At 56.8% G+C, this 13,466-nt stretch carries 9 protein-coding genes, 2 tRNA genes and 1 rRNA gene; 1 reads left to right on the forward strand and 11 read right to left on the reverse strand.

The window, feature by feature from the left end:
• From ACTQV3_RS06115 to ACTQV3_RS06165, 11 genes are all read right to left on the reverse strand, one after another.
• A 16S ribosomal RNA gene (locus ACTQV3_RS06115) occupies positions 1-195 on the reverse strand; the annotation flags it as partial.
• A gap of 777 nt (positions 196-972) precedes the next feature.
• Positions 973-1,048: transfer RNA gene (locus tag ACTQV3_RS06120), tRNA-Lys, on the reverse strand.
• A 28-nt stretch (positions 1,049-1,076) separates the two neighbouring features.
• A complete protein-coding gene (locus tag ACTQV3_RS06125) occupies positions 1,077-2,357 on the reverse strand; it encodes an aminopeptidase (RefSeq protein ID WP_441068166.1) in 1,281 nt (426 codons plus the stop codon).
• Between the two features lie 93 nt (positions 2,358-2,450).
• Positions 2,451-3,026: a hypothetical protein gene (locus ACTQV3_RS06130; RefSeq protein WP_441068168.1), complete on the reverse strand. Its 576-nt coding sequence runs from the start codon at positions 3,024-3,026 to the stop codon at positions 2,451-2,453.
• Entirely contained in the window at positions 3,027-3,905 is an 879-nt protein-coding gene (locus tag ACTQV3_RS06135) for a phosphoribosylaminoimidazolesuccinocarboxamide synthase (RefSeq protein ID WP_154516897.1), read from the reverse strand.
• Between the two features lie 118 nt (positions 3,906-4,023).
• Positions 4,024-5,589, reverse strand: coding sequence for a sensor histidine kinase (locus tag ACTQV3_RS06140; RefSeq protein WP_154516828.1), 1,566 nt, complete (start codon positions 5,587-5,589; stop codon positions 4,024-4,026).
• An 11-nt stretch (positions 5,590-5,600) separates the two neighbouring features.
• Positions 5,601-6,323 (reverse strand): response regulator transcription factor, encoded by a 723-nt coding sequence (locus ACTQV3_RS06145; RefSeq protein ID WP_006236208.1) that lies wholly within the window; start codon positions 6,321-6,323, stop codon positions 5,601-5,603.
• 152 nt (positions 6,324-6,475) lie between these two features.
• Positions 6,476-7,639 carry a hypothetical protein gene (locus ACTQV3_RS06150; RefSeq protein WP_441068290.1) on the reverse strand — a complete coding sequence of 388 codons (1,164 nt, stop codon included), beginning with the start codon at positions 7,637-7,639 and terminating at the stop codon, positions 6,476-6,478.
• Positions 7,640-7,686: 47 nt separating this feature from the next.
• Positions 7,687-7,950 (reverse strand): TIGR03905 family TSCPD domain-containing protein, encoded by a 264-nt coding sequence (locus ACTQV3_RS06155; protein WP_441068170.1) that lies wholly within the window; start codon positions 7,948-7,950, stop codon positions 7,687-7,689.
• A gap of 129 nt (positions 7,951-8,079) precedes the next feature.
• Positions 8,080-9,426: an adenylosuccinate lyase gene (gene purB, locus ACTQV3_RS06160; protein ID WP_154516820.1), complete on the reverse strand. Its 1,347-nt coding sequence runs from the start codon at positions 9,424-9,426 to the stop codon at positions 8,080-8,082.
• Between the two features lie 191 nt (positions 9,427-9,617).
• Positions 9,618-9,692: transfer RNA gene (locus ACTQV3_RS06165), tRNA-Gly, on the reverse strand.
• 298 nt (positions 9,693-9,990) lie between these two features.
• Here ACTQV3_RS06165 and ACTQV3_RS06170 point away from each other — a divergent pair.
• Complete coding sequence (locus ACTQV3_RS06170) at positions 9,991-13,422, forward strand: SpaA isopeptide-forming pilin-related protein (RefSeq protein WP_441068172.1); 3,432 nt, start codon at positions 9,991-9,993, stop codon at positions 13,420-13,422.
• Positions 13,423-13,466 lie beyond the last annotated feature (44 nt).

Genomic DNA, 13,466 nt, shown 5'->3' on the forward strand with positions numbered 1-13,466 from the left:
GGCGCCATGCGGCACCCGGGGGTATCCGGTATTACCCGTCCTTTCGGGCGGCTATCCCGGGGGAGGGGGCAGGTTCTCCACGTGTTACTCAGCCGTTCGCCACTCGCTTCCACCCGGAGGTGGGTGCCGTTCGACTTGCATGTGTTAGGCGCGCCGCCAGCGTTCATCCTGAGCCAGGATCGAACTCTCCGTCCAAATATGTTTGGGCCTCGAGCCCGTCCGGTCCTCTCAGTCATTCGCTGATCGGTTCCGTTCGATTCATATGGTTCTGTTTGATAGGAAAAGGAATTTCTCGGGGCCGCCTCTCGGCGGCCTTGCGAAAAACGAATCCAAGTCAGACCATTTCAAATGGTTCGATGTCTGCCCGGATGCGACACATCTGGTGTGTCCATCCTCGCAGTATCCGGTTCTCAAGGTGCACGCCTGCGCCGGTTCCCGGTTCGACCGGGCCGCGCGGCAAGGAGATATATTGCCAGACCGGAGGGGCCAGCGGGGCGGGAATCCCGCACTCCATATTTTGTTCACAAATAAATTGATCCTTCAGCTGTTCCACTGAAGTCATATCTGAAGCATCGGCTTCCGGTATTGGCGATGACCAGCTGGTTTATAGGTGTTGAGGTATCGGTCATCTCTGGTGCGCTACTTTACTCTAACGGCATCTGGTTTTGGTTTCCTGTCGGTAAAAGGCTGGTTTTGGCCGCCAGGCGTCCTTATATATAGAGAAGATCGGGTTCGAACCCGTGCACCGGCAACAAAAAAAGCGGCCGGCATCCGCCAGTCGCTTTTCTATTCTATGGTGGGCCGTCAGGGGTTCGGGCCCGCTGCGCGGGCGGCCGCTTCGGCGCCTCCGCGCCTCGCGCGCTGCGCCGGCAAACGCTGACGCGTTTCCTCAGCTCCGCGCCCTTTCGGGTTCGAACCCGTGCACCGGCAACAAAAAAGCGGCCGGCATCCGCCAGTCGCTTTTCTATTCTATGGTGGGCCGTCAGGGGTTCGAACCCTGGACCTTGGGATTAAAAGTCCCCTGCTCTGCCAGCTGAGCTAACGGCCCGCGGATGGCATTGTACCACGGTCTGAGACTATTCCCAACTCCATTGGCCGTTCTGGAAAATCACAATTTCACGTCCATCAGGTGTAATGCCCGTAATATCGATGTCGTCCGTGCCAATCATAAAGTCAACGTGCGTGCTCGAAACGTTGACGCCATGCTCCAGAAGTTCCTCTTTGGACATGTCATACCCGCTTTCGATGCACTCGGGAAAACCGACACCCAACGCAAGGTGACAGCTGGCGTTCTCGTCATAGAGTGTGTCGTAGAACAGAATGCCGCTTTCACGAATTGGTGTGTTCTTGGAAATAAGCGCGACCTCGCCCAGATGAGCAGCACCTTCATCGGTTTCAATAATGCTCGCAAGCGTTGCCTTACCCACGCGAGCGTCATAGTCCACTACGCGGCCGTTCTCGAACTTAATCCAAAAATCGTCAACCTTATTGCCGTGGTGAATGAGCGGCATGGCCGAGTACACGATGCCGTCGGCGCGCATACGATCGGGCGAGGTGAAGACCTCCTCGGTGGGAATGTTGGGGAAGAAAGGGTGACCGTCGGGAGTTCTTCCCTTGCCGCCGGCCCACTCATGGCCTTTCGTCATTCCAATCGTCAGATCAGTTCCATTCGAAGCGGTGTAGTGCAGGCAATCAAATTGATTATCGTTTAGGAAGCGCAGGTTCTTTTCGAATGTGGCGTCATGGAGCTCCCAGTCGCTCTCCGGGTCCTGGCCATCAGCACGAGCGGTGTGCAGAATCGCATTCCACAGCTTATAGACTGCAACCTCATCGGCGTCTCCCGGGAATACCTCGCGCGCCCAAGCAGCGACCGGAACGCCGGCGATGCACCACGGGTTAATGTTGTAGTCCAGTCCACGGCGGAAGACCTTGCACTGCATGTTCCTCGCCTTAGAAGCTGCGGCAGGCTTAGCGGGATCGATACCCTTGAGGGCAGCAGGGTCCGTGCCCTCAATAAAGATAAAGCAGGCACCGTCCTGAGCCAACGAATCCAGCTGCATGCGCTTCCACTCGGGAGTCTGCTCAAAATAGCTTTTCTCGACATGCTCGTAGGTAAGCCTCGTCACGGCATCGTCAGCCCAGATGACCGTCACGTGGCCGGCACCGGCGTCATAAGCCTCCTCAACCACTACGCGCGCAAATGACGCGCACTCGACGGGAGACTGAACGACGACCTCCTGACCGGGCTTAACGTTTACGCCTTTGCGAACAACGAGACGCGCATAGTTTTTAATCTTGGGCTCAAGGGTCTTCATGCCCTCAAGAGCTTCCTCGACCGTTAGGGCAGCTCGGATCATGTGCCACTCCATCTATCTGTAGGACAGTAAAAAGGCGCGCCGCAAAAAACGACGCGCCTTATATCTTAGCGATATCTATAGGTTGTAACGCTACTACTTCTTCTTGGAGGCCTTCTTGTCCTCTTTGGCAGCCGAGCGCTCGATAATAGCGTTGAGCTTGTTATCGGACATGCCCTCGGCCTGCGCGCGATACATATTACGCAAGGGACGGATGCGCACGAAGTCGTAGATGAAGTCACCCAGAATGACGATGTAGGACAAAACGATGCCGACCATCTGGACGGGGCCGGACACCATACCGGCGGGAGCGAAGTACAGCGAAGCCCAAATGGCCACGACGAGCACCATGCCGATAGTGAGCACGGCCCACCAGATGCGACGGCGCTTGGTGTAGTCCTCATCCTGCTGGAGGAGGATATTCGACACCGTGTAGATGCGGTCCTCCTTGGCACGCTGCTTAGCCTTGCGTGCGCGCTTCTCCTCTTTAGAGAGGCCCTCGAGGCTCTCGCCCTTCTCGAGCTCCTTGCGGCGTGCCCTGGATGATGCCGGCACGACGTGAACAGAACTCGCTGCCTGACGAGCGGGCTTGGCGGATGCGGCGGACTTGCGCGCAACCCCGGTAACCTCGTGGGATTGCGTGCGCTTGTTCGTGGCGCTGCGGGTACTCACTTACGCGTTCTCCTTCATGCTTGTAAACTGGGAGCCCGTGATGATCTGGAAGGCCTCGCGATAGCGCTCGGACGTGCCATCGATGACCTCGGCGGGCAGATGCGGGGTCTCCCCCGTCATATCCCAGTTGGCCTTGAGCCAATTGCGGACGAATTGCTTGTCGTAGCTAGGCTGAATCTTACCCTCCTCGTAGCTGGCGGCAGGCCAGAAACGGCTGGAGTCGGGCGTGAGGCACTCGTCGATCAGCGTGACCTTGCCATCGATGACACCAAACTCAAACTTGGTGTCGGCAATGATGATGCCACGGGTCGCTGCATACTCGGCGGCAGCCTTGTAGATCTTAAGAGATAGATCGCGGATCTGCGTGGCGATGTCCTCGCCAACGATCTCGCAGCAACGCTCAAACGAGATATTCTCGTCGTGATCACCGATCTCGGCCTTCGTGGACGGGGTGAACAGCGGCTCGGGGAGCTTGGAGGCCTCGGTCAGGCCCTCAGGCAGCTGGATGCCGCAGACGGTGCCGTTCTCGTCGTAGGTCTTCTTGCCCGAACCGGTCAGATAGCCGCGGACGATGCACTCGATAGGAATCGTCTGGGCCTTCTTAACCAGCATGGCGCGGCCTGCGAGATAGTCACGATACTCGGCAAACTCCTTGGGGAAATCCGCCGGATCGATGGAGACGAGGTGATTGGGGACGATATCGGCAAACTTGTCGAACCAGAACGCCGAGATACGGTTGAGCACCTCTCCCTTAAACGGAATTTCGTCGGGAAGAATAAAGTCGAACGCAGAAATGCGATCGGTGGCGACCATCAACAGGTTTTCGCCGGCATCGTAGATATCACGAACCTTGCCACGGGAATCCGGACGACGCTCCATCGTTGTCACGTGAGTCACTCCTTACCTAAATACGACAGAAATGCGGGTTCTTTACCGCACGTTTTCGCAAACTCGGAGCGGCAGGGACGCGGTCCCTCCTTCACCGAATAGCGAAAAGCTAGTGCTCCATTGTAGTAGATGCCGCGTCCGCCGTGTGCTCGCGGGGCAGATGAATCGTAAAAGTCGTACCCTTTCCAAGCTCCGACTCCACGGATATGTAGCCATGGTGACGCTCGACGATCTGTTTAGTTACGGCGAGGCCGACGCCCAGGCCGCCAGCTTCGCGGGCGCGGCTGGCATCGGCGCGCCAAAATCGTCCGAAGATACGCGACAGATCGTCCTTGGCAATACCGATACCGGTATCCGAAACGGCAATACTGACATGCTTGCGGTCACTGAGCACCGACACTACGACCCAACCGCCCTCGGGGGTGTAGCGCATGGCGTTGCTCATGAGGTTGATGACGCATTGCGTGATCATGTCGGGATCGGCCTCGACGACATCGTCGTGCCCCTGGGTTTCATCTGCAAAGCGAAGGCGAAGGTCACGGTCGGCAAACAGACGCTCCTGGCCGTTCACAATCGATCGCACGAACGGAACCATGTCCACCGGTTCGAGATTGAGCGGAGCCGTGCTGTTTTCCATACGCGATAGGTCGAGCATCTGCTGCACCAAACGAGCGAGGCGACGCGTCTCGGAAGCGACCGTCTCCAGATGCTCGTCGTCGGTGGGGTACACGCCGTCTTGCATGGCCTCGACCGTTGCAAGCATGGCCATGAGCGGTGTACGAAGCTCGTGTGCGACATCCGAGGTCAGGCGCTTTTCGTGCTTCATATCTTTCTCGAGTGAGGTGGCCATCTCGTCAAAGGTCTCACCCAGCTGATCGATTTCGTCATCGCCGCGCAAGCCCGTACGAGCAGACAGATCGCCGTCGCGAATTTGCTTGGCTGTGCTCGTAATACGATGAATCGGCTTGGTAAGCATGCGCGACACGAGCGATCCGATAACGACCGAGATGCAGATTGCAACAACCGCGGCAAGAGCCATGGCGTTAAAGGTCTTCTCCCTAAACGCAGAATCTGCCTTAGTGAGCAGAGCGTCGGAGCCGATAGCCCATAGCTTTACCTGTCCGACATGCTCGCCAGAGGACGTAACGATTTCGACGTTGGCAACGCTATCGGAGTCGGTGGGCGCTGACGAGACCGGGCTATGCGAGGCCTTTTTACCGCTCGAGCTGCTCGACGGCAATTCGCTCTCGCGCACATCGGCGGTCGCACTTGCCGAAGGCCATGAGTCGTCATAAACGACAACGCCCTTTTTGTTGACGACCTGCATACCCAGGTCGTCGGACACCAAGCTCGATGTCGCGACCGTGCGCAGCTCGCCCGCAGTCCAATTGCCGTTTTCCTCATACGACGTCGCAAGCTTTTCGGCAGCAGAATTGGCGATCTCGACGATATTGGAGCGCGTGTAATCCGAAAAGACGGTGCCCCACACAACGGAGACAACGCCCACCAGCACCAATACCGTCATGAGCGATGTCAGGGCAAAAGCCAAAGCCATACGCGAGGGATAGCTCATCGCCGGCCGTGAATCGGAACGAGGCGTGTTCCAACTTGCCTTGGAACCCGCCTCGTTCTCCTGCTTGTGCTTTTGTCCGATTTCAAAGCGCGCAGGTGTCATATGTGATTTACCTATTTCTCGTCCGACTTATCGGTCTTGGCCGGAGCCTCGAAGCGATAACCGACGCCGTGAACGGTATAGAGCCACTTAGGCTTCTTGGGGTCGTCGCCCAGCTTGGCGCGAAGGTTCTTCACGTGGCTGTCGATGGTGCGCTCGTAGCCCTCAAAGTCGTAGCCGAGCACCTTCTCGACCAGCTCCATACGGTTATAGACGCGACCGGGATGGCGAGCAAGCGTGGTAAGCAGCTTAAACTCGGAAGCGGTCAAATCAACTTCCTTGCCCTCGACCAAGATCTTGTGGCCCGAGATATCGATGACCAGATCGCCAAAGTCGAGTACCTCAACGGCGGGCTCGTCTGCCTGGTGAGCACGACGGAATAGGGCTCGAACGCGGGCGACGAGCTCGCGCGGCGAGAACGGCTTGATCAGGTAGTCGTCGGCACCAAGCTCGAGGCCGATGATGCGATCCTCGATCTCGCCCTTGGCGGTAAGCATGATGATGGGCACATCCGAGGTATCGCGGATAGTGCGGCAAACGCGCTCGCCGGGGATCTTGGGGAGCATAAGGTCGAGCACAACCAGGTCGAACTGGTGCTTCTCGAACTCCTCGATCGCAGACTGGCCATCGCCAACGCCAACAACCCAGTAGCCCTCGCGCTCGAGATAGGCAGCGACAGCGTCACGGATCGCCTTCTCGTCCTCGACCAGCAGAATCTTTTTTGCATCTGAAGCCATAACACGGCCCCCCTGTCTCAATTAGCTAAGAACAAGCCCATTTTAACGCACCTGAGCCCACCGGGCATCGCATGGGCGCGACAGCTCGGCGGGCGGTACTCACGGTTACAATGGGCTTATTCCCCCGTTGGCGCCTTTTTAACCCCTCGGCGCTAAAGAGAGAACAGGCGAGCGGTAACCGTCTCGGGAATTCCTTGGCTATTACGCACCGTGGCATAGGTTAAAAACGTATTCGATTTTCCCGCCGTAGCTGGATAATCGCCATATTCGAGAGCGCGGTCGGGCGACAGCAGCGAACCATAGGTTTTAGCGGAGGTATCGATCAGAAAATGCGATGCCTGAACCTTAACCAGATATTTGCCCTTCCTGCCGGCGGCGCACGCAAGCGGTTCGCGCGATAGAAATTGATACGGTCCGCCCTCGTTACCAATGTAGGTACCCATATTGCCCAGGCCGCCCACGCCGGCATAGGTCGCCTCAATGGAGAACACAAACGTATCGCCCATATATACGGCCTCGAAAGGTGACACCGACGAAGGAAGGACCAGCTGAGCCCTCTTGGTGTTGTTGCCGTCCGTCAGGTCGATCGCCGTCATGCCGTAATAGACGCCCTCGTCATTGCGCACGCGGGGTGAGATAGTCAGGATGCCATCGCTCACGCGCGGTGCAGACGCAAAGCGGCCTGTCGACTTCCAGATTGCCTCCGCTTTAGATTCATCGAGCGAACGGCGGTAGCAATATGAATCGCTGCCGGTCTTATTGCCACCGGTCGAAGGCATCTTGTACCAGATGACCGACGAGTCAAAGGCGGTAAACAGCGGAGGGTCGTAATCCTCACCGCCGCGATCAAGCTCAACGGCATTACCAGTAAGCGCCGCGCCCGACAGGGTTTGCGCATAGAGCTTCCACGACGAATTCGCGTAGTTCATCTCAACCCACGCAAACACGCTATCGGTGGCGCGAACGTCGTAAAACGCATAACCGGAACCCTCGACAGGATCGTCAATCAACGTGGTGAGTGAGCCGTCCCCCATGTTGAACATGCCAAGCGTGTTGGCATGCAGCGCAGATGCGGGCGCCATCATCGCCGCAGCGTAACCGCCATCGCAGTAGTACAGCAGCGTCCCCAATGGCAACGTCCACGACGCCGTCGGCTTAAGATCGATGTCGACGGCCTCATACTCTTCGGTAATCGAGACGATCTTGGAATCATCTTTGATAACCTGCGGCTCACCGGCAGCATCATCGCTGGTGCCCGTTTTTTTCGAGCACCCCGCAAGCAGCGTGGCAGCACTCGCGGCAGCACCACCCAACACAAATCCTCGGCGCGTTACCCCATTCTTAACGCGATCAAAAATACTCATTAGGCAATCTCGGCACGCGCGGCCTCGATGGCACGCGTAAGTTGGTCGGCACAGGAGGTCTTTTTCATGCCGCACGTATTGCCGGCCAACACCTCAATCACACGATCGGAAGAAGCACCTTCGACCAATTTAGAGATGGCCTTGAGGTTGCCGTTGCAGCCGCCGGTAAACTCAACGCCCAGCACTTTGCTGCCGTCATCGGAAAGATTGAGGTGAATATTGCGAGTACACACGCCCTGGGGCTTGTAATCAAACGAAATCATGCGATCTCCTTCTCAGAATGTCATTCGAGACGACTATTATCCCCGTCTTTCCATAAATGCAACGAGGCGCTTTACCGGCAACACACATTACCAGCAAAGCGCCCTAAATAGCTAACGTTATGCCCGAACCTACTCGAAGCTCAGCTGCTCCAGACGATCGAAGACCGTATCGATGCGGGTGAGGAAGTCCCACGGATCAAAGATCTCGTCGAGCTTCTCCTGGCTGACGGTGCAGCGCGGATCGGCCTCGAGGCGCTCCTTGAAGGTGGGGCCGGAAACGCAGTCCTGCACCTCATGCCAGGTCGCCATGGCGTTTTCCTGCACGATTGCGTAGGCGTCCTCACGGGTAATGCCCGTATCGACGAGGGCCAACAGAACCTTGGAGGAGAAGATGAGACCGCGGGTCTTGTTGAGGTTGGCCATCATGCGAGCCGGATACAGCTGGAGGCCATCGATAACGCGGATAAGGCACTGGAACATGTGGTCAAGCGCGATAAAGCTATCGGCCTGGGCGACGCGCTCGGCAGAAGAGTGCGAAATGTCACGCTCATGCCACAGGGCGACGTTGTCGAAGGCGACCTGGGCGTTGGACTTCACGACGCGCGACAGGCCGCAGACCTTCTCCATGGTGATGGGGTTACGCTTGTGCGGCATGGCGGAGCTGCCCTTTTGACCCTTGCGGAACGGCTCCTCGGCCTCGAGCGTATCGGTCTTCTGCAGATTGCGAACCTCGGTAGCGATACGCTCGCAGGTGGCCGCCGTGGTGGCGAGGACGCCAGCGAGGTAGGCATGATGGTCGCGGCTGATAACCTGCGTGGACAGCGGGTCGTGAACCAAACCCAGGTGCTCGCAGACATACTCCTCGACAAACGGCTCGATGGAGCTGTAGGTGCCAACGGCACCCGAGATGGCACCGAAGGCGACGTTCTTGCGAGCGTCCTCAAGGCGATCCAGATCGCGCTTGAGCTCCCAGGCCCAAGAGCCAAACTTCATACCAAAGGTCATAGGCTCGGCGTGGATGCCGTGAGTGCGACCGGCGCAGAGCGTGTTACGCTCCTCGAAAGCGCGACGTTTGCAGATCTCGCCGAGTTTCTTGACGTCCTCGATAATTAGGTCGCAGGCCTGGGTGAGCTGATAGCACAGGGCCGTATCGCCCAAGTCAGAGCTGGTCATGCCATAGTGAACCCAACGGCTGGGCTTAGGCTCGCCCTCGGGAACATCGGCGTCGATATACTCCTTCATATTGGTCAGGAAGGCAATGACGTCATGGCGCGTGACTTCTTCGATCTCGTCGACCTTCGCCTTCTCAAAGTTGGCGTGGTCGCGGATCCACTGAGCTTCTTCTTTAGAAATACCGATCTTGCCGAGCTCCGCCTGGGCCTCGCAGGCCAGAACCTCAATCTCCTGCCAAATGGCGTACTTGTTCTCGAGGGAGAAGATGTGTCCCATCTCCGGGCGGGTATAGCGATCGATCATAGCGGCTCCTTTTTGGTTATTGGCACGTTGGTCGTAACCCAACCATTGTACCGTGCGCAGGTGCAAGTATAGGCAGCAGGTATTAACCTAACATTTTGCCATTTGCCTAACGTTCACACCCTGTCGGGTTCGAGTCCCGGCGCTTTATTGAAAAAAGCACGACACCGCAGCGGTGCCGTGCTTTTATTTTTTGGAGCGGGCAACGGGACTCGAACCCGCGAGTGTCAGCTTGGGAAGCTGATGCCTTACCACTTGGCGATGCCCGCATATGTGGGGGATAGTATAACGCGGTTGTCTTGTTTGATACAAGGGCGCTAACTCATGTTTTACGCATGGAAAAACATCTTCTTGTTACTCAAATTGCGAAAACAGGGACTTGAGTAACCTGTTTTACACCGTCTTCTACCTGCTTTTTTGTTTGATTATCTAAAACCGGTCTCCATCTGTTGGGAACTTGGCAAGTTCTTGGTCAGCTCGCGGTACTTACCCGTATGACCCCCGGCGCTAATCTCATCCCACGCGCCGCAATCTCCCAGCGCGGCGCACAAAGGATAAGGAGCAGCCATGTCCAATGCACCCACGCACTCTGTCCACAGCGCAATCGCAACAGCACCGCTGCTCCTATTCCTCTTGTTGTTTCTAGCCTGCGCCACGCCTGGTACCGCCTGCGCCGTCGATGGAAACGATACGCTTAGTTTTCGCACCATCAGCGATATGTGCGGACCGTTTGGCATTGGCAAGTACGAGGCACAAGACGCCTCGATTTCTTACTGCATGAACCAAGACTGCCCCGGCCCCAGCAGCCCGGGAGGACCCTGGCGGACCTACAATCAGGGTTGGACATGGCTCGACAACGAGTTTGCCGCCGTCATCTGCCATGGATACCCTTCCGCCACATCATTTGGCGGCCATAACCTAACGGCCGAACGCGCCCGCGCCGCAACCCAGATTGCCGTGTGGATGCTCAAAGGAACCACGCGCCCCGATGGCTCTTTTGCGTATACAAACAACGCCGGCGTTGCCAAAAGCGGCAAGTTCGATCAAGACGCCGAGGTTGTCGCGGCGGCGCGCTGGCTCTACGACAACGCAAAAGCCGGAAATATTAAGGCCGACCCGCATCGCGCCAGACGCTATCACGGACCCGTCTCTAACGAAGGCCGGCACCAGGATATGCTCTACGTTTTGCCCACCATCAACGTATCCTTTGAAAAAAGATCTGCAAACACTGTCATTACCAGCGGGAACGATACGTATCAGTTAGGTGGGGCGACGTTTAACATCTTTGAGAAAAACACGGACAAACACGTCGGCAGCATCAAAATGGACGGCAACGGTCGTGCACGGGCAACGCTTTTGCCCAACACGGCATACTACCTAATCGAAACCAAAGCGCCGACAGGCTATCTGTCCCGACGCGATCGCATTGACTTTACCACCGGAAAAAGCGGCGGACATGTCACAATCGACGAGCAGCCAGGTTCTATCACGCTGCGTGTCGTCAAAACCGATGCCGCCACGAATGCCGGAGCGCAGGCGGGAACCTCGCTCGCCAAAGCCGAATTTACCTGTGTCTCGCAATCTACCCCTGGGTGGACGCGCACCTTCACGACCGAAGGCGATGGCCAGGCGACCTTAAGCGGCATTCCCCTGGGAACCTTTACCCTCTACGAATCGAAAGCACCAGAGGGCTACCTGCTCCCCCATGACAGCTGGACCTATACGGTCGGTCCCAATCAACTAAACGACATGGGCGTCGTTGAGCTCGAACGCCGCGTCCCCAATACTCATATTGCGTTTGATATCGAGATTTCCAAGTTCAAGGATTACGGGAACGGCGAGCAATCGGGATTAGAACAGCCAGCGGAAGGCGTCGTCTTTGAAATCGTCAGCAACAGCTCTAAGCAGGTCGTAGGCACATTGACGACAAATATCTATGGCTTCGCATCCACCAAAGACCAGTCCAAGGCCTGGTTTGGCGCGGGCACACGACCGGACGGCGTCCATGGAGCCATCCCCTACGATCGTGAGGGGTATATCGTTCGCGAGGTCCCGGAAACTGTTCCCGCAGGCTTCAAGCGGGCAGAGGATTGGACCATCGCGCCCGAGCAAATCGCCGACGGAGCCAAGCTTCAGTACATAGTGGACAATCACACCCTTTCGACACATCTCCAAATCATCAAACGCGATGCCCAGACGGGAGCTTCCGTCCCCCTTGCCGGCTTTAGTTTTCAGCTGCTCAACAGCAACCGTGAACCCATCTCTCAAACATGCTGGTATCCGACGCACAACGTTATGAACACCTTTACCACCAATGCGACCGGCACCGTCACGTTGCCAGAATCGCTCAAGCCGGGCACATATTACGTACGAGAAGTCGCAGCCAAAGCGCCCTACCTTGTGGGCGACGAACTGAAGGTGACGATTCCTGCCGATGCAGATCTCACACCTATCGCCGCCGTCTCGTATTTCAACAGCGCGGCAACCGGAAGCATCGAGATCGCGAAGGCTGACGCAGTAGACGGCAGTGCCCTATCTGGTGCCAAGTTTGAAATTCGCGCTGCCGACGATATCGTTTGCCCCGATGGCCACATTGCCGCCCTTGCCGGTGAAGCCGTTGCCGCCGTCACAACTGATGAACAGGGTAAAGCTCGCGTAGACAACCTTTCGCTGGGTTGCGGAACGGCACGATACGAAGTCGTTGAAACCCAGTCTCCCGACGGCTATCTACTTGATCGGACAGCACATATCGTTGAGCTTACTTATATCGACCAGAAGGTCCCCGTGGTCGAGTCGCAGATCGAATTGCCTAATGATTACACCAAGGTCGATTTCTCCAAGGTCGATATGACAGGCAAGTATGAAGTTAAAGGCGCCCGACTGGTCTTATGCGACGCCGATGGAACAGAAATTGATTCTTGGATATCATCCGAGCAGCCCCATCGCGTGGAGCACCTTGAACCCGGTTCTTATACCCTACGCGAAACAATGTCCCCGCGCTCCTATGACCTCGCTGAAGACGTATCCTTTGAAGTCGAGGATACGGGGAAGATCCAAGCCGTAACCATGACGGATGCACCGATTGAGATTAAGGGGAGCGTCGACAAGCGACAAGAAATCGCGCGGCCAACCGCAAAGGGAACAATGGCGAACGGCGACGGTAAAAACCGGGCGGCGACGCAACCCGACAGAAAGGGCTCCTATTCCTACACCATCGACGCTCAAAACGAATCGAGCACCTGGGTCGACGAGTTCACCGTCACCGACGATCTCGAATGTGCCAAAGACGGCACGGCCAAACTTGTCGCCATTAAAACCCCGATCGCCGTCGGCGACTTAAACGGGCTCTGCAATGTTTGGTATCGAACGTCACCGGCAGACAAGTTGGGCATTAAGGAAAAGGCCAACGCCACACTTGACGATAAACACACCAACCCGTGGCTCGAGACAGCCGAGGTCAAAGAGCGGCTGGGCGAGGATGTGCGGATTGTCGATTACGATGGCTGGAGCCTTTGGAAAGCCGATGTCTCGACCACGGAGTCTTCCACCCTCGAAGTAAAGGACCTTACGCTTTCGGACGACACTGTTATCACGGGGATTCGCTTTGAGTATGGCTCGGTTTCCGCAGACTTTACGACCCGGCGCGACAACGATTCTTGGAGTCGCAATGGGCTTAAAGACGAGCATGACGACCTTGACGACGCGACGGCATCCCTCAAATCGGATTTACACGGAGCAATCATCCGGATGTGTGCAACCTCGTCCTATACGCCCCAAACCGCACTCGCCAACAGTGCCCGTGTTGACCTTTGCCGCAACGGAGGAGGCGAAAAACTCGAGTCGCACGATAAAGATCGTGTTGTTCAAAAATGCGCCATTCCGCAGGATCTTCCAAATACGGGCAATGCACCCATCATCTCTTTTCTCACCGCACTATTGACCGCCGGTGGCACAGCAATTTGGCTCACTTGGCTAAGCTCGGCATCAAAGGAGGAGTAGGTAGAAATAACGGGCGAGCCGATATGCCGGCTCGCCCGTTATCT

The sequence above is a fragment of the Collinsella sp. LCP19S3_A7 genome (assembly GCF_052121995.1).
GTDB lineage: Bacteria > Actinomycetota > Coriobacteriia > Coriobacteriales > Coriobacteriaceae > Collinsella.